Source organism: Micromonospora craterilacus (assembly GCF_003236315.1).
Classification (GTDB): domain Bacteria; phylum Actinomycetota; class Actinomycetes; order Mycobacteriales; family Micromonosporaceae; genus Micromonospora; species Micromonospora craterilacus.
Map to the genome: position 1 here is coordinate 1 of NZ_POTY01000163.1, position 16,615 is coordinate 16,615.

The window sequence follows — 16,615 nt, forward strand, 5'->3', positions numbered from 1 at the left end:
GTCGGTAGGGTGGCGGGCATGTGCGTTTGCGCTCTGATCAACGCGGTCGTTACGCCGGCCGCGTTCGGGTCGTTGCAGGTGGCCCGCCCGCGAGTCCGGCGTCCGGCCCTGGCCGGCGCGACCCGCGACTGACGCCTCCGCACACTCTTTCGGCACCGTCCCGCATTGCGGGGCGTGACGACCGGTACGCCCGCGCCGCAGCCACCTGCGGTCGCGTCCGGCGACCAGCCGTCAGCCTGCCGGCATCCCGGCCACCGACCGGGGCACCGTCGGCTGCCCGTGCGTGACCGATCCCGCCTTCGCGCCACTGACCAGGGCCGTCCGAGTCCCGACCGCTCGGACAGGCCCCGTCGACGGCTGCCTGTCCGCACCCGTCGCCCGACGGCGACAGACAGGACGACGCCATGGCGCCCCGCCGTACCCGCACGACCGAACGCGACCGGTCCCGTCGCGTACTCTCGCAGAACTTTCTCGCCGACCGGGCCGCCATCGCGCGGCTGGTCGACGCCGCCCACCCCGACCCGGACGGCCTGCTGCTGGAGGTGGGCGCCGGGCGGGGGCAGCTGACCCGGCCGCTGGCCGCGCGCTGCCGACGGTTGGTGGCGTACGAGGTCGATCCCGACGCCGGCGTGGAACTGGCCCGGGTCTGCGCGGCCCTGCCCACCGTGACGCACCGCCAGGCCGACTTCCTCGACACGTCGCCGCCGCGGGAGGAGTTCGCGGTGGTCGGCAACATTCCGTGGTCGCTGACCGCGGCCGTGGTGCGCTGGTGCCTGGCCGCTCCCGGGCTGCGGTCGGCGACCCTGCTGACCCAGTGGGAGTACGCCCGACGGCGCGCCGGAGACTACGGCCGGTGGAGCCGGCTGACCGTGCTGACCTGGCCGGAGTTCCGCTGGCGGCTCGCCGGGCGGGTGCCGCGTACCGCGTTCCGCCCGGTGCCCCGGGTCGACGCGGGCATCCTGTGCATCGAGCGCCGGGCGCAGCCGCTGCTGGCGCCGCACGCCCTGCCGGCGTACCGCCGGATGGTCGAGCTGGGCTTCGGCGGTGCCGGCGGCTCGCTCGCGGCCTCGCTGGCCCGCCAGTACCCGCGGGCCCGGCTGGCGGCGGCGCTGCGGGCCAGCCGGCTCGACCCGGACACCCCGGTCGGGCACGTGTGGCCGGAGCAGTGGCTGGTGCTGCACCGCCTGCTGCACGCCCGCTGACGGGGTGACGAGGAAGCCCTTCTCGACGCCGGGGTCGCGGAGGGCCCCTCACCACTCGGTGCGCAGCGCCTCGGTCAGCTCGGCGGGGGAGCTGAGCTGCTCCACCGGCAGGGCCCGGACGGCCTGCAACTGCTCCGTGGTCGCACCGTTCTCCTGGCACCAGCGGATCAGGTCCTCGCGGGAAACGGGAAAGTCGAGCCCCGCGAGGTACTCCTGCAACGGGGCGCCACTGTCGGTCATGCCGTCCGACCTACCCACGTAACCGCCCCGGCACACCACCGGCCGGGCCGCGCGTTTGCCCGCCCGGGTCCCGGGTAGCCGCAGGCATGCTGGTACAGCGGCTCGGCGCGCCGAGCGATTTCGACCCGTTGCTGGAGCGCGTCCGGGACGCCCGGGTGGTGATGATCGGGGAGGCGACGCACGGCAGCCACGACTACTACCGGATCCGGGAGCAGCTCACTCGCCGACTGATCGCCGAGTGCGGGTTCGACTTCGTCGCGGTGGAGGGCGACTGGCCCGACTGTGACCGGGTGAACCGTTCGGTGACCGCCGCGCCGGGCGGCGCGGTCGAGCCGCAGGTCGCGCTGGAGCAGTTCGAACGCTGGCCGACCTGGATGTGGGCGAACGCCGAGGTGGCCCGCTTCTGCCGCTGGCTGCGAGCGTGGAACCTGGAGCGGGCCGAGGCCTCCCGGGTCGGGTTCCACGGCCTCGACGTCTACAGCCTCTGGGAGTCGATGCAGGCGATCTTCGACTACCTGGGCGAGGAGGACCCGGCGTCACTGGAGGCCGCGCAGGACGCCTACCGCTGCTTCGAGCCGTACGGCAAGCGGGTCGAGGAGTACGGCGCGGCGAGCCGGTTCGTCTCCGCCCGCTGCGAGCAGGAGGTGGTACGGCTGCTGGCGCGTACCCGGGAACACGCCGTCACGGACGGGCCGGGCGCCTTCTCGGCCTGGCAGAACGCGGAGGTGGTGGCCGGCGCGGAGCGTTACTACCGGGAGATGGTCGCCGGCGGCCCGGGGTCGTGGAACGTTCGGGACAACCACATGGCCGACACCCTGGACCGGCTGCTGGACCGCTACGGGCCGAGTGCCCGGGGGGTGGTCTGGGCGCACAACACCCACGTGGGCGACGCGCGGGCGACCGACATGGCCGCCGACGGGCTGGTGAACATCGGCCAGCTGGCTCGGGAACGGTACGGCGCCGACGGGGTCGCGCTGATCGGCTTCGGTAGTTGGCGCGGCAGCGTGATCGCGGCGCCGAGGTGGGGCTCGCCGGCCGAGGCGATGGTGGTGCCGCCGGCCCGGTCCGGCTCGGTGGAGCACCGGCTGCACGAGCTGATGCCGGAGCGGGCGGTGCTGGTCTTCGGCGGCGCGGACCAGCCGGGCTGGGTCACCGACACCCTCGACCACCGGGCCATCGGTGTGGTGTACGACCCGTCCTTCGAGTCGTGGGGCAACTACGTGCCGACCCGGCTGGGGCAGCGGTACGACGCCTTCATCTGGTGCGACGAGACGACCGCGCTGCATCCGCTGCCCGCGCTCACCACGCCCGGGGAGATGGAGACGTACCCGGCCGGGGTGTGATGCGCTGCGAAGCCGGGCGTTAATAGGGGCCCCCTGCTATACGCGAGGCGTTAACAGGGGGCCCCTCCTTACACCGTGACTTTCTCGGCGAGCCGGGCGCGCAGCTTCTCGCCCTCGATGTCGACGTTGGGCAGTGCCCGGTCCAGCCAGCGGGGCAGCCACCAGGCCCGCTTGCCGAGCAGCGACATCACCGCCGGGACGATGGTCATCCGGACCACGAAGGCGTCGATCGCCACGCCGATGGCCAGCGCGAATCCCATCGACTTGATCACCGGGTCGTCGAGGAAGACGAAGCCGCCGAAGACCGAGATCATGATCAGCGCGGCGGCGGTGACCACCCGGGCCCCGTGCCCCATCCCGTTGATGGTGGCCTGCTGCGCGGTGTCGCCGTGCACGAAGTCCTCGCGCATCCGGGAGACCAGGAAGACCTCGTAGTCCATGGCCAGGCCGAACAGGATGCCGATCAGCAGGATCGGCAGGAAGCTGATCAGTGGGCCGGGGGTGTCCAGACCGACCAGGTCGGCGAGGTGACCCTGCTGGAACACCGCGACCGTGATGCCGAATGTGGCGGCGACGGTGAGCAGGAAGCCCAGGGACGCCTTGACCGGTACCAGCAGCGAGCGGAACACCAGCATCAGCAGCAGGATGGACAGCCCGACCACCAGCGCCAGGTAGATCGGCAGCGCGTCGGAGAGCTTCTCCGAGATGTCGATGCCGATCGCGGTCACACCGGTCAGCAGCACGTCCGCGTTCTGGATGCCGCCGACGGCCGCCCGGATGTCGTGCACCATCGTCTCGGTGGCCGGGTCGGTCGGGCCGGTCTGCGGGATCACCCCGAGCAGCGCGGTCCGGCCGTCCGGGCTGAGCTGCGGCGGGGTCACCGCGAGGACGTTCTCGGTGCGCTGGACCAGGGCGGTCACCTGCGGGATGGCCGCGGCGGTGGCCTGGGCGTCGTCGCCGGCCACGACCACCGCGAGGCGGCCGGTGAAGCCGGGCCCGAAGCCCTCGGTGATCAGGTCGTTGGAGACCCGCTCGGCCGAGCCGGCCGGCGCGGTGCCCGCGTCCGGCAGGGAGAGGCGCATGTCCGGCGCGGGCAGCGCCAGCAGCCCGAGGCCGAGCACTCCGACCAGGATCACCGGGATCCGGAAACGGGTGATCAGCCGGGCCCAGCGGAACCCGAACGCCGAGCGGTTCTCGCCGGCGAGGGTGGCCGCCTCCGGTGCCGCGCGGTCGGTCGTCGCGCTGTCCTCGTCGGCGCGGTCACCGGCGGTCGGCGCCGGCACCGTCGAGCGCAGCCGGCGGGGCAGCACCCGGCGACCGGCGAAGCCGAGCAGCGCCGGCTGGAGGGTGATCGCCACCAGCACCGCGACGGTCACCGTGCCGGCCGCGGCCAGACCCATCACGGTCAGGAACGGGATGTTCACCACGGCGAGACCGGCCAGAGCGATGACCACCGTGGCCCCGGCGAAGACCACCGCCGAGCCGGCGGTGCCGACCGCCCGCCCGACCGCCTCGTCGGCCGGCAGCCCGTCGAGCAGGTTCTGTCGGTAGCGCGAGGTGATGAAGAGCGAGTAGTCGATGCCGACGGCGAGGCCGAGCATCAGCGCGAGGATCGGCGCGGTGCTGGTCAGCTCGACCACGCTGCTGAGCGCGAACAGCCCGGCCATGCCGACGCCGACGCCGATCAGCGCGTTGAGCATGGTCATGCCCGCCGCCACCAGCGAGCCGAAGGTGACCACCAGGACGACGAGAGCCACCGCGACGCCGAGCGCCTCGGTGGAGCCGACCTCGGGTTCGGCGTTGAGCACCTCACCGCCGGGCGCGACCTGCCAGCCCTGCGCCTCGGCCTGGGCGCCGACCTTCTCGTAGGCGTCCCGCTGCTCGTCGGTCACCCCGTCGGAGCCGGTGCTGAACTGCACCTGGATCAGCGCGTACCGGCCGTCCGGCGACACGGCGCCGACCTGGAACGGGTCGACGGCGGCGACCACGCCGGGCACGGTCGCGGCCTCCTGGGTGACCGCCTGGACCACCGCCTGGCCCTCGGGCGTGCCGAGTTGGCCGTCCGCCGGTGCCTTCAGGGCGATGGTGCCGGTGGCGCCGGCCGCCGCCGGGAACTGCTCGCCGAGCAGGTCGAGCGCGTGCTGGGACTCGGTGCCGGGCATGGTGAAGTTGCTGGCCGTCGGGCCGCGCAGGGTCGCCGCGGCCAGGCCGAGCCCGACGAGTACGACGAGCCAGATCGCGGCGACGAGTCGCCGTCGGCGCATCGAGCCCCGGCCTAGCCGGTAGAGCAGGGTCGCCATGAGGTCCTTTCCCTCGGTCGTGGATGGTGGGACGGGTCAGTGGACGGGCTCCAGCGCCCGCCGCAGCAGCGCCAGCAGGGCGTCGCGCAGTTCCTCGTCGGAGACCTCGGCGAACTGCCCGCAGGTCTCGGCGATGCCGGCCAGCAGCACCAGCGCGCAGATCCGGGCCGAGGCCCGTTCGGAGCGCCCGGCCATGGCGTCGATGAGCCGCTCGGAGATCTCGTGGATATGCGCGAAGACGGGCTGTTGCAGCAGTTCGGGGAACTCGCCACGGAGCAGGGCGATCTCGCGGCGGAACCGGACGGCGAGATCGACGAAGCCCTCGGCGGCGACCTGCTGGGCGGACGCGGGGTCGGGCTGGGCCGCGATCCGGTCGTCGAGCGACTGGAGCACCGTGATCGCCGGGGCCATCAGCTCGGTGAGGATGGCCTCCTTGTTGGCGAAGTGGTAGAGCACCGCCGCCTTGGAGCAGCCCACCTCGCTGGCGATGTCCTGCAACGAGGTGCCCCGGTAGCCGGTGGCGGCGAAGCGTCTCGCTGCGGCGGCCAGGATGTCGCCGTGGGTCTGCGGGGTCGGGCGGGCCATCGCCCCAGCATGCCTGACCGATCGGTCAGAGGCTGACCGATCGGTCAGATCGGTGGTGTTCGCCACAGCCAGTGACCCCGGATTGGCTCTCCGGTTGCCACCCCGGTACGCCGAGAATGCCCCCATGACCGATTCCCTGGTGGACCGGGCGGCGGCGCTGCGCGCCCTGCACCGGCCCTGTGACCCGCTGGTCCTGCCCAATGCCTGGGACGCCGGCACGGCCCGGTGGGTGGTCGACGCCGGATTTCCCGCCGTGGCGACCAGCAGCGCCGCCGTCGCCGAGTCGCTCGGCCACACCGACGGGGAGGCCACCCCGCCCGAGGAGATGTTCGCCGCGGTGGCCCGGGTGACCAGGGCGGTCAACGTCCCGGTCACCGCCGACCTGGAGCGGGGCTACGGGCTCCGTCCGGCTGAGCTGGTCGATCGACTGCTCGACGCCGGAGCGGTCGGGCTCAACCTGGAGGACTCCGATCCCCGTACCGGTGCCCTGGTGGACGCCGAGGAGCAGGCCGACCTGCTGGCCGCAGTACGGGCGGCAGCCGAGGCGGCCGGGGTGGCGATCGTGGTCAACGCCCGGATCGACGTCTTCATCCAGCAGGCTGGCGACCCGGCCGGGCGACCCGCCGAGGCGATCCGTCGGGCCCGCCGCTACCTGGCCGCCGGCGCGGACTGCGTCTATCCGATCGTGCTCGCCGACCCGGCCGCTCTGCGGTCGTTCGTCGAGGCCGTCGAGGCGCCGGTGAACGCGTTGGCCCGGCCGGGGGCGCCGGCGGCGGCCGAACTGGCCGCGCTCGGGGTGGCCCGGATCAGTTACGGCACCGGCCTGTACGCCGCCACCCGCGCGTACACCGCCCGGCTGCTGGCTGCGGCGGCCGCCGGGGACCCGCTGAACTGACCGTGTTCCGGTTGACCACCGGCCGTCGGGCCGGGATGGTGATCGGATGAGCGGGGCAGACGAGACCCGGGACGGGGTGGCGCTGACCAACCTCGACCAGACGTTGTTCGACGGAGCCGGTGCGGCCAAGCGCGACCTGGTCGACTACCTCGACGCGGTGGCCGACCGGATCGTCCCGCGGCTGCGCGGGCGCCCGCTGTCGGTGGTCCGGGTGCGCCCGGGGCAGCCGCCGTTCATGCAGAAGAACCTGCCGCGCTACACCCCGGAGTGGGTGCCTCGGGTGCCGATCTGGGCCGAGGCGTCCCGCCGGGAGATCTCGTACGGGCTCTGCGACGACCGCCGCACCCTGCTCTGGTTCGCCAACCAGCGGGCGGTGGAGTACCACCCGACCCTGGCCACCGTCGACGACCTGCGCCGCCCCACCCACCTGGTGCTCGACCTCGACCCGCCGGACGACGGCGGCTTCGCCGCCGGGGTGGCCACCGCCCTGCTGGTCCGGCAGGCCCTGGCGGACGCCGGGCTGGCCGGCGCGGTGAAGACCAGCGGGGCCAAGGGGGTGCACGTCTTCGTCCCGGTAGCGCCGGGCCCGGACGCCGAGCAACTGGCCGCCGCCACCCGGGCCCTCGCGGCCCGCGCGGAACGGCTGGACCCGGCGCTGGCGACCACCGCGTTCATCCGCGAGGACCGGGGTGGAAAGGTGTTCGTCGACCCCACCCGGTCCGGCGGGGCGACCGTGGTGTCGGTCTACAGCCCGCGGCTGCGGCCCGGGGTGCCGGTCTCCTTCCCGGTGCCCTGGGACGACCTGGAGTCCGTGACTCCGGCGGACTTCACCATCCGGACGGCCACCGCTCTGGTGGCGGACCGGGACCCGTGGACGGCGCTGATGCCGGAGCCGCAGCAGCTCCCCGCCGAACTGGTCGAGGAGGGCCGGGCCATCCCGGTGCCGAGGGTGCAGGCCATGCACGAGGGCCGGCGTCGGGCCCGCGCCCGGCGCGCCGCCGCCGACTGAGTACGCGGCAACCACCGCCCGGCCCCGGTGAGCCGCAGTCGCCGGGGTGGGCGCCGCCCCGACAAGCGCGGGTCGCCGCTCGCCGGACGCTGACGCGGCGGTGCGCCGGACCGTGGTGACGGTCCGGCGCACCGGTGGTCGGGCAGGTCAGATCATCCAGCGGTGGCGCTGCACGAAGGGCAGGCGGGCCCAGATCCGGCCCAGACCCCAGGTGTGTCCGGCGTACGCGGCGGCGAGGACGACCAGCCCGACGGCGTAGATCAGGTGGTAGTCGACCACCGGGTTGGTCGACCCGGTCGGGTCACCACCGGCGGTGAACCGGGCCAGCGGGAACTCGGCCAACCACATGAACGCCATCATCAGGGTGCCCGAGGCGGCCGCGACCCGCAGGCCGATGCCGGCGACGAGGGCGATGCCGATGGCGGCCAGGCCGACCATGAACAGCGTGTTGGCCCACCAGGTGCCGGCGATCGAGTGGGCGACCGACTGCAACGGGCCGACCTCGACATTGGCGAGGAAGCCCCGGGTGGGCGAACCGCCGTTGATCCAGGCCCGCTCGGTCGGGGTGGCGTAGCCGAGGCCGAAGGTCTTGTCGAGGAAGGCCCACAGGAACACGAGCCCGGTGGCGATCCGCAGCACGGCCAGGGCCCGGGCGGCGGTGCTGGTCAGCATCGAGCCGGGCAGTTCCGCGTGCTCGAGGGGCCGTTCGATCGATCGGTGGGTGCTGTGGTGGATGGTCATCGTTGCCTCCGCAGTCAGCTTCTTACCTGACCACCATCTCCCTGGGAGGGGCTGCGGCGCCTGGGCCGGAACACCCGATGCCGCCGGGACCAAGGTCCCGACCCTCGGCGGGTACGTCGCCGGCCGGGACACCGCCGAACACGACGAAGGCCGCCGACCTGGATTCCCGGTCAGCGGCCTGTCGTGCTGGTCAACTCTGGTGCCCCCGGCAGGATTCGAACCTGCGCCCCCGCCTCCGGAGGGCGGTGCTCTATCCCCTGAGCTACGGGGGCTCAGCGACTGGAGAAGACTAGCAAACGTCCGGAGCGATCGCCGAATCGGTATCGAGCGGGTCGCCTTCTCCTCGTCGCCGACAGCCGGTGGCGATGGGTCGGTTCAGGCGGCGAGGGCGCGGCCGCAGCTGGGCAGCGGGTGCGTCACGATGCGCCGGGGCAGCCGGCGCGGCCACTCGTTGCGGGCCCAGGAGCCGTCCACGATCAGGTGCACCGTGCGCTGCTCCGCGCCGCTGAGCCGCAACACGAAGTCGCGGGGCAGCGCCGGGTCCACCGACGGAGTGGTGATCATGAAACGCACCCGGCCGCGCGAGGAGACGGCGGAGATCACGTCGGCCGCCGGCATCGTGCCGCGCAACCGGATCCGGCCGATCCAGTACACCTCGGCCAGATGTTCCTGGGCCGCTCGGGTGATCGCCGGGTACTCGCTGCGTACCCAGCGCTCGACCGCGCCGACGCAGAGGCCGCAGGCCCGCTCCCGGGGTTCGCGCGGACCCAACCCCCAGGCCCGCAGGTACGCCCCGACCATCCCGGTGTCCACCGTCAGCTCGAAGTGCTGCTGGATCAGGGTGTGCAGACTCTGTCGGGTCCACAGCTCCTCGTCCAGGCCGAACTCGTCGGGGTGGACGCCCCGGAGGGTGTCGATGAGTTCCAGCTCTTGTTCGCGGCTGAGCGTTCCCGGCTCGCCGTGCCGCTGTCCGCGACGGACGGCTGCCACCGTCCCGTCACCGCCGATGGTGTGGCGCCGGCACCAGCTGGTGACGGAACGCCGTGCGTCTCTGAGTGCAACCCCCACGTCAGGACAACGAGTGCAGTTCCCTCCAAGTAACCCCTAGAGGGAAAATCGGTCGTATAGCCCCAAGGTATGACGGAGCCTACGATCCCGGTCGGGGTGGCGGCACGGGCTGCCAACGCCGCAACGACGACGCCGCCCCGCTCGACAGTGAGCGGGGCGGCGCGGTCGTACCGGTTGTCGGCGGCTCAGCCGCCGGCCTGCTGCAGTTTCCGCAGCTCGTTGATCTCTTTCTGCTGCGCTGCCTTCATCGCCTCGGCCATCCGGACCACCTCGGGGCGGTCGGAGACCTTGAGCACGCCGTCGACCATGTGGATGCCGCCCAGGTGATGCTTGATCATCAGCCGGATGACGAGCTGGTCGACCTCGGCCCCCTGCGCCTCGTGCAGCTGGGTGATCTCCTCCCGGGTGGCCATGCCGGGCATCAGCCCGCTGGCGTCCACCCCTACCCCGTCGGGCATCCACTCCATGGCCGGCCGGGAGCCGGTCGGCAGCAGGTTCCACTCCTGCAACCAGCGCTGCATGTGCCCGATCTGGGCCTGCTGGGTCAGCGCGATGTCGTACCCGAGCTGGCGGATCGCCGGATCCTGCCCCTTGGCGTACGCGACCATGGCCATCTCCACCGCCTGGGCGTGGTGCCGGGACATGTCCCGGGCGAAGCCGGCCTCGGCCGACGTCTCACCGGGAGTGCGCCCGGTGGTCAGGGTCGCGGCCGTCCAGCCGACGCCGAGCAGCAGCAGTGCCGTCACGGCCAGCGTCAGGTAACGCAGCGTCCGGGAGGTCGGCCGAGGTTCGGCCGGGCCCGTCTGCTCCTCGATCGCCGCTTCCTGCACCGCGCTGGGCATGTCAGCCACCCATCGACGGCTGGAGTTCGCGCGGCTCGGTGCCGGTGCCGGTGGTGTAGTTGCCGGAGGAGCAGGGCACGCCCGGCTCCATCGAGGCGTTCTGCGCCAGGACGGTGGCGAACTCCTTGATCCGCGGGTCGTCGGCGCTGTCGACCTTGAGCTGGTAGCCCCACGCCTGGATGGAGACCGCCGAGTCGAGGCCCTCGTACGGGCTCATCAGCATGAAGTCGTTGCCGCGGATCACGCTGGCCAGCTTCTCCACGTCGGCCGCAGGCAGGTCGGGGCGGTAGGTGAGCCAGACCGCGCCGTGCTCCAGGCTGTGCAGCGCGTGCTCGTTGGCGATCGGTGCGTCGTAGACGTCGCCGAGGCAGCGCTGCCAGGTGTTGTTGTGCGGGCCGCCGACCGGCGGGCTCTGCTTGTATTCCTGCTTGCCGGCCCGGTGTTCCTGGTTGGAGATGCTCTCCGGATCCGTCTGGCGGAAGTTGACGATGCCCTGGATGTCCGCCGCCTTGTCCTGCCAGGACTGGCTGCCCTTGATGGCCGCCCAGGCGCCGTACCCGATGATCGACGTGGCGAGCACGCCCACCGCGACGAAGAGCGCGATCGGCCCCCAGGAACGGCCCTGGCTGACCTTGACCGGGGCGATCGGCTTGCGTGGCCCCTTGCCGCCCCCGCCGGAGCGTTGCGGAGTCGCCGGCTTGTCGGACGCGGCCTTGGCGCCGGCGGCCGGCCGACCCGCCGCCGGCTTCTTGCCGGTGCTGACCACGGTCGGACGGCGCTGCGGGCCGCCCGGGGTGCTGATGCTCATCGTGCCTCGTCAGGTCGGTCGGTCAGGGGATCTGGCGGCCCGAATTCCGATGCTGGGTCGCCGCCGCGGGTGCCGAGTCTACCCCCGATAACATGGATCGGTGACTCCCGCAGAACTCGCCGATGCCGTCCTCGCCGCCGCTCACGCCGTCTTCGCCGACCGAGGGCTGGACGGCTCCGCGCTGCCGGAGCACACGACGGTCGAGCGACCCCGCAATCCCGAGCACGGCGACTACGCCTCCACGCTGGCGTTGCAGCTGAGCAAGAAGGTGGGCGTACCCCCTCGGGACCTGGCCGCCGCGCTGGCCGCGCAGCTGTCGAGCACGACGGGCATCAAGTCGGTGGAGATCGCCGGTCCGGGCTTCCTGAACATCCGGCTCGACGCCGCCGCCGCCGGCCAGCTCGCCCGGACCATCGTCGAGGCCGACGAGGAGTACGGCCGCAGCGACCGGCTCGCCGGCCTGAAGATCAATCTGGAGTTCGTCTCGGCCAACCCGACCGGCCCGGTGCACATCGGCGGGGTCCGCTGGGCGGCGGTCGGCGACGCGTTGAGCCGGCTGCTGCGTACCACCGGCGCGGATGTCGGCACGGAGTACTACTTCAACGACGCAGGTTCCCAGATCGACCGGTTCGCCCGCTCGCTGCTCGCCGCGGCGAAGGGGGAGCCGGCCCCCGAGGACGGCTACGGCGGGGCGTACATCGCCGAGATCGCCGCCCAGGTCACCGCCCGCCGGCCGGAGGTGCTGACCCTGGCCGACGACGCCGCCCAGGAGGTCTTCCGGGTCGAGGGCGTCGCGCTGATGTTCGAGGAGATCAAGTCCTCGCTGCGCGACTTCGGGGTGGAGTTCGACACCTACTTCAACGAGAAGGACCTGCACGACCGGGGTGAGCTGGAGCACGCCCTGACCCGGCTGCGTGAGCAGGGGCACGTCTTCGACGCCGACGGCGCCACCTGGCTGCGGACCACCGACTTCGGTGACGACAAGGACCGGGTACTGCGCAAGTCCAACGGTGAGTGGACGTACTTCGCCGCGGACTGCGCCTACTACCTGGACAAGCGGGAGCGCGGCTTCGACCGCGTCGTGATCATGCTCGGGGCCGACCATCACGGCTACCTCGGCCGGATGAAGGCGATGGCGGCCTGCTTCGGTGACGATCCCGAGCAGAGCCTGGAGATCCTCATCGGCCAGCTGGTCAACCTGGTCCGCGAGGGCGCGCCGGTGCGGATGAGCAAGCGGGCCGGCACCGTGGTCACCCTGGAGGACCTGGTCGACGCGATCGGCGTGGACGCCTCCCGGTACGCGCTGGCCCGCTACTCCAGCGACTCCCCGATCGACATCGACATCGAGCTGTGGACCAAGGCGGGCAACGACAACCCGGTCTACTACGTGCAGTACGTGGCGGCCCGGACGGCCAGCGTCGGGCGCAACGCCGCCGAGGTCGGCCTGACCCGGGGCGACGCCGAGTCGTTCCGGCCCGAGCTGCTCGACCACGAGAAGGAGAACGAGCTGCTCAAGGCACTCGCCGAGTTCCCCGCCGTGGTGGGTGCGGCGGCGGAGCTGCGCGAGCCGCACCGGGTGGCCCGCTACCTGGAGACGACGGCCGCCGCGTACCACCGGTTCTACGACAACTGCCGGATCCTGCCCCGGGGCGACGAGGAGGTCACCGACCTGCACCGGGCCCGGCTCTGGCTCAACGACGCCACCCGGGTGGTCATCGCCAACGGCCTGCGGCTGCTCGGCGTCTCCGCCCCCGAACGGATGTGAGCAGGATGACCGCGAGCGGAGGAGCGGGCTGATGCGTGCTCACGAGGCCGGTGCGCTGCACGGCGACATCGGCAACCGGGGGCCGGCCTGGCTGCGTACCCCGGCCGACGTCAACGCCCTGATGCCGCAGCTGTGGCCGCGCAACGCGACGCGCGGGGACGACGGCGCGCTGGTCGTCGCGGGCCTGGGGGTACGCGACATCGCCGCCGAGTTCGGTACCCCGGTGTACGTCCTCGACGAGGACGACCTGCGCTCCCGCTGCCGGGACTTCCGGGCCGCCTTCCCGACCGAGGACGTCTACTACGCGGGCAAGGCGTTCCTCTGCCGGGCGGTGGTGCGGATGATCGCCGAGGAGGGGATGTTCCTCGACGTGTGCAGCGGCGGCGAGCTGGCCGTGGCGCTGGCCGGCGGGATGCCCCCGGAGCGGATCGGCTTCCACGGCAACAACAAGTCGGTGGCCGAGTTGACCCGGGCGCTGGACGCCGGCGTCGGGCGGATCATCGTCGACTCGTTCGCCGAGATCGACCGGCTCTCCGCGCTGGCCCGCGAGCGGGACGTCCGGCCGCGGGTGCTGATCCGGGTCACGGTCGGCGTGGAGGCGCACACCCACGAGTTCATCGCCACCGCCCACGAGGACCAGAAGTTTGGCTTCTCGCTGGCCGGCGGCGCGGCCATCGCCGCCGCGCTGCGCATCCTCGACGAGGACGTGCTGGAACTGCGCGGCCTGCACTCGCACATCGGCTCGCAGATCTTCGACACCAGCGGATTCGAGGTCTCCGCCCGCCGGGTGCTCGCCCTACAGGCGCAGATCCGCGACGCACGCGGGGTCGAGCTGCCCGAGCTGGACCTCGGCGGCGGCTTCGGCATCGCGTACACCAGCCAGGACGACCCGGCGGCCCCGCACGACCTGGCCAAGCGGCTGCGCAAGATCGTGGACTCCGAGTGCGCGGTGGAGCGGCTGGCGGTGCCGCACCTGTCCATCGAGCCGGGGCGGGCGATCGTCGGCCCGGCCGTGTTCACCCTCTACCAGGTGGGCACGGTCAAGGACGTCGACGGCATCCGGACGTACGTCAGCGTCGACGGCGGGATGAGCGACAACATCCGCACCGCGCTGTACGACGCCTCGTACTCGGCCACCCTGGCCTCCCGGGCGAGCGCCGCCGAGGCGATGCTCGCCCGCGTGGTGGGAAAGCATTGTGAGTCCGGGGACATCGTGGTGAAGGATGAATTCCTGCCCGCCGACGTGCAGCCCGGAGATCTTGTCGCGGTGCCCGGCACGGGTGCCTACTGCCGCAGCATGGCCAGCAACTACAACCACGTGCCCCGACCCCCGGTGGTCGCGGTTCGGGACGGCCAGGCCCGGCTGATCGTTCGACGGGAGACCGAAGAGGACCTGCTCGCCTTGGATGTGGGATGAATCAACCTGTGCGCCTGGCCATGCTCGGCTGCGGCACCGTCGGCGCCGAGGTGGTCCGGCTGCTGCACGAGCAGTCGGCGGATCTCGCCGCCCGGATCGGTGCTCCGCTGGAGATCGCCGGCATCGCCGTACGCCGGATCGGGCGCGACCGTGGCGCCCTGCCGGTCGACCCGGCGTTGTTCACCACCGACGCGCTCGGGCTGATCAAGCGCGACGACGTCGACGTGGTGGTCGAGGTGGTCGGCGGCATCGAGCCGGCGCGTAGCTGGCTGGTGGAGGCCCTGCGGGCCGGCAAGAGCGTGGTCACCGCCAACAAGGCGCTGCTCGCCGAGGACGGCGGCGCGCTGCACGACGCGGCGGCCGAGGGCGGCGGCGACCTCTATTACGAGGCGTCCGTGGCCGGGGCGATCCCGCTGTTGCGCCCGTTGCGCGAGTCGCTGCACGGGGACCGGATCACCCGGGTCACCGGCATCGTCAACGGCACCACCAACTTCATCCTCTCCGCCATGCACGCCACCGGTGCCGGCTTCGCCGAGGCCCTGGAGGAGGCGACCGAGCTGGGGTACGCGGAGGCCGACCCGACCGCCGACGTGGAGGGCTTCGACGCCGCGGCCAAGGCCGCCATCCTCGCCTCACTGGCCTTCCACACCCGGGTCGGCGCGGCCGACGTGCACCGCGAGGGCATCACCGAGGTCACCGCCGCCGACGTGGCCAGCGCGAAGGCGATGGGCTGCACGATCAAACTGCTCTGCATCGCGGCGCGGAGCGCCGACGGGCCGGGCCGGGAGGCGGTCAGCGTCCGGGTGCACCCGGCGATGATCCCGCTGACCCACCCGCTGGCCAGCGTGGGCGACGCGTTCAACGCGGTCTTCGTCGAGGCGGACGCGGCCGGGCAGCTGATGTTCTACGGGCGGGGCGCCGGTGGTGCGCCGACCGCCAGCGCGGTGCTCGGTGACGTGGTGGCGGTGGCCCGTAACCGGCTCGCCGGGGTCCGCGCGGCCAGCGAGTCCGCGTACGCCGACCTGCGGGTACGGCCGATGGGGGAGGCACTCACCCGCTACCACATCAGCCTCGACGTGGCCGACCGTCCCGGTGTGCTGGAGGCGGTGGCCGGCGTGTTCGCCCGGCACCACGTCTCCATCGCCACCGTGCGCCAGGCGCCGGCGGGCGGCGGCACCGGCGGCGACGGCGGCGACGCGATCCTGGTGATCGTGACCCATGTGGCGCCGGACGCGGCGCTCGCGGCGACCGTCCGCGAGCTGCACGGACTGGACATCGTCCGATCGGTGGCGAGCGTGCTGCGGGTCGAGGGCGGCATCTGATGAGCCAGCGAGGCGAGGAGAGCGACATGTGGCGGGGCCTGATCGACGCCTACCGGGACCGGTTGCCGGTCACCGACGCCACGCCCATTGTCACGCTGCACGAGGGGAACACGCCGCTGCTGCCCGCGCCGGTGCTGTCCGCCCGGCTTGGCTGCGACGTGTACCTGAAGGTGGAGGGCGCCAACCCGACCGGCTCGTTCAAGGACCGGGGCATGACGATGGCCGTCTCCAAGGCGGTCGAGGCCGGCAACAAGGCGATCATCTGTGCCTCCACGGGCAACACCAGCGCCTCCGCCGCCGCGTACGCGGCCCGTGCCGGGGTGACCTGCGCGGTGCTGGTGCCGCAGGGCAAGATCGCGCTGGGCAAGCTGGCCCAGGCGTTGGTGCACGGCGCCAAGCTGCTCCAGGTCAACGGCAACTTCGACGACTGCCTGGCGCTGGCCGCCAAGCTTGCCCAGGACTACCCGGTGGCCCTGGTCAACTCGGTCAACATCGACCGGTTGCACGGCCAGAAGACGGCGGCGTTCGAGATTGTCGAGGCGCTCGGCGACGCGCCGGACATCCACTGCCTGCCGGTGGGCAACGCCGGCAACATCTCCGCCTACTGGATGGGCTACTCCGAGGACCTGGCGGCGGGCAACGCCACCCGGGCTCCGAAGATGTACGGCTTCCAGGCCGCCGGCGCCGCGCCGATCGTGACCGGGCAGGCGGTACGCGAGCCGTCCACCATCGCCACCGCGATCCGCATCGGCAACCCGGCGAGCTGGACGAAGGCGCTGGACGCGCGGGACGCCTCCGGCGGCCTGATCGAGGCGGTCACCGACCGGGAGATCCTGTCGGCGTACCGGCTGCTGGCCCGGGAGGTCGGCGCCTTCGTCGAGCTGGGCAGTGCGGCCAGCGTGGCCGGCCTGCTCCAGCAGGCCGCCGCCGGCCGGGTGCCGGCCGGGTCCACCGTGGTCTGCACGGTCACCGGCCACGGGCTGAAGGACCCGGAGTGGGCCATCTCCACCGCCCCCGCCCCGGTCACCATCGCCAACGACCCGCTCGCCGCCGCCCGCTCCCTCGACCTCGCCTGAGA

The 16,615-nt window shown here is 72.7% G+C and carries 15 protein-coding genes and 1 tRNA gene; 8 read left to right on the forward strand and 8 right to left on the reverse strand.

Going from position 1 to position 16,615, the window contains the following annotated elements:
* The first annotated feature begins 404 nt into the window (after positions 1 to 404).
* On the forward strand, positions 405 to 1,202 hold the full coding sequence (erm, locus tag C1I95_RS22715; protein WP_111216424.1) for an ErmE/ErmH/ErmO/ErmR family 23S rRNA (adenine(2058)-N(6))-methyltransferase: 798 nt from the start codon (positions 405 to 407) through the stop codon (positions 1,200 to 1,202).
* A gap of 48 nt (positions 1,203 to 1,250) precedes the next feature.
* On the opposite strand, the gene C1I95_RS22720 is transcribed toward erm, so the two are convergent.
* Positions 1,251 to 1,442, reverse strand: coding sequence for a DUF2795 domain-containing protein (locus C1I95_RS22720; protein ID WP_111216448.1), 192 nt, complete (start codon positions 1,440 to 1,442; stop codon positions 1,251 to 1,253).
* An 86-nt stretch (positions 1,443 to 1,528) separates the two neighbouring features.
* Here C1I95_RS22720 and C1I95_RS22725 point away from each other — a divergent pair, with 86 nt between their 5' ends.
* On the forward strand, positions 1,529 to 2,785 hold the full coding sequence (locus tag C1I95_RS22725; protein ID WP_111216426.1) for an erythromycin esterase family protein: 1,257 nt from the start codon (positions 1,529 to 1,531) through the stop codon (positions 2,783 to 2,785).
* 68 nt (positions 2,786 to 2,853) lie between these two features.
* On the opposite strand, the gene C1I95_RS22730 is transcribed toward C1I95_RS22725, so the two are convergent.
* Both C1I95_RS22730 and C1I95_RS22735 read right to left on the reverse strand, forming a co-directional pair.
* Positions 2,854 to 5,085: an MMPL family transporter gene (locus C1I95_RS22730; protein ID WP_111216428.1), complete on the reverse strand. Its 2,232-nt coding sequence runs from the start codon at positions 5,083 to 5,085 to the stop codon at positions 2,854 to 2,856.
* A gap of 36 nt (positions 5,086 to 5,121) precedes the next feature.
* Complete coding sequence (locus tag C1I95_RS22735) at positions 5,122 to 5,670, reverse strand: TetR/AcrR family transcriptional regulator (protein ID WP_111216430.1); 549 nt, start codon at positions 5,668 to 5,670, stop codon at positions 5,122 to 5,124.
* A 124-nt stretch (positions 5,671 to 5,794) separates the two neighbouring features.
* Here C1I95_RS22735 and C1I95_RS22740 point away from each other — a divergent pair, with 124 nt between their 5' ends.
* Both C1I95_RS22740 and C1I95_RS22745 read left to right on the forward strand, forming a co-directional pair.
* A complete protein-coding gene (locus C1I95_RS22740; protein ID WP_111216432.1) occupies positions 5,795 to 6,565 on the forward strand; it encodes an isocitrate lyase/PEP mutase family protein in 771 nt (256 codons plus the stop codon).
* A 46-nt stretch (positions 6,566 to 6,611) separates the two neighbouring features.
* The gene (locus C1I95_RS22745) at positions 6,612 to 7,574 is read left to right on the forward strand and encodes a DNA polymerase domain-containing protein (protein ID WP_111216434.1); all 963 of its coding nucleotides are present in this window, start codon (positions 6,612 to 6,614) and stop codon (positions 7,572 to 7,574) included.
* Between the two features lie 147 nt (positions 7,575 to 7,721).
* Here C1I95_RS22745 and C1I95_RS22750 read toward each other — a convergent pair whose 3' ends face one another.
* From C1I95_RS22750 to C1I95_RS22770, 5 genes are all read right to left on the reverse strand, one after another.
* Complete coding sequence (locus tag C1I95_RS22750; protein ID WP_111216435.1) at positions 7,722 to 8,315, reverse strand: DoxX family membrane protein; 594 nt, start codon at positions 8,313 to 8,315, stop codon at positions 7,722 to 7,724.
* Between the two features lie 197 nt (positions 8,316 to 8,512).
* Positions 8,513 to 8,587: transfer RNA gene (locus C1I95_RS22755), tRNA-Arg, on the reverse strand.
* Positions 8,588 to 8,690: 103 nt separating this feature from the next.
* The gene (locus C1I95_RS22760) at positions 8,691 to 9,383 is read right to left on the reverse strand and encodes a winged helix-turn-helix domain-containing protein (RefSeq protein WP_111216437.1); all 693 of its coding nucleotides are present in this window, start codon (positions 9,381 to 9,383) and stop codon (positions 8,691 to 8,693) included.
* 185 nt (positions 9,384 to 9,568) lie between these two features.
* Positions 9,569 to 10,225, reverse strand: a complete 657-nt coding sequence (locus tag C1I95_RS22765; protein ID WP_111216439.1) for a DUF305 domain-containing protein — start codon at positions 10,223 to 10,225, stop codon at positions 9,569 to 9,571.
* A gap of 1 nt (position 10,226) precedes the next feature.
* The gene (locus C1I95_RS22770; protein ID WP_111216441.1) at positions 10,227 to 11,033 is read right to left on the reverse strand and encodes a thioredoxin-like domain-containing protein; all 807 of its coding nucleotides are present in this window, start codon (positions 11,031 to 11,033) and stop codon (positions 10,227 to 10,229) included.
* A gap of 100 nt (positions 11,034 to 11,133) precedes the next feature.
* Here C1I95_RS22770 and argS point away from each other — a divergent pair, with 100 nt between their 5' ends.
* From argS to thrC, 4 genes are read left to right on the forward strand one after another with little or no spacing between them, the layout of a single operon-like run.
* Positions 11,134 to 12,798 carry an arginine--tRNA ligase gene (argS, locus tag C1I95_RS22775; protein ID WP_111216443.1) on the forward strand — a complete coding sequence of 555 codons (1,665 nt, stop codon included), beginning with the start codon at positions 11,134 to 11,136 and terminating at the stop codon, positions 12,796 to 12,798.
* Positions 12,799 to 12,829: 31 nt separating this feature from the next.
* Positions 12,830 to 14,215: a diaminopimelate decarboxylase gene (gene lysA, locus C1I95_RS22780; RefSeq protein ID WP_111216445.1), complete on the forward strand. Its 1,386-nt coding sequence runs from the start codon at positions 12,830 to 12,832 to the stop codon at positions 14,213 to 14,215.
* An 8-nt stretch (positions 14,216 to 14,223) separates the two neighbouring features.
* Positions 14,224 to 15,537: a homoserine dehydrogenase gene (locus tag C1I95_RS22785; RefSeq protein ID WP_199523863.1), complete on the forward strand. Its 1,314-nt coding sequence runs from the start codon at positions 14,224 to 14,226 to the stop codon at positions 15,535 to 15,537.
* A gap of 26 nt (positions 15,538 to 15,563) precedes the next feature.
* The gene (gene thrC / locus C1I95_RS22790) at positions 15,564 to 16,613 is read left to right on the forward strand and encodes a threonine synthase (protein ID WP_111216450.1); all 1,050 of its coding nucleotides are present in this window, start codon (positions 15,564 to 15,566) and stop codon (positions 16,611 to 16,613) included.
* Positions 16,614 to 16,615 lie beyond the last annotated feature (2 nt).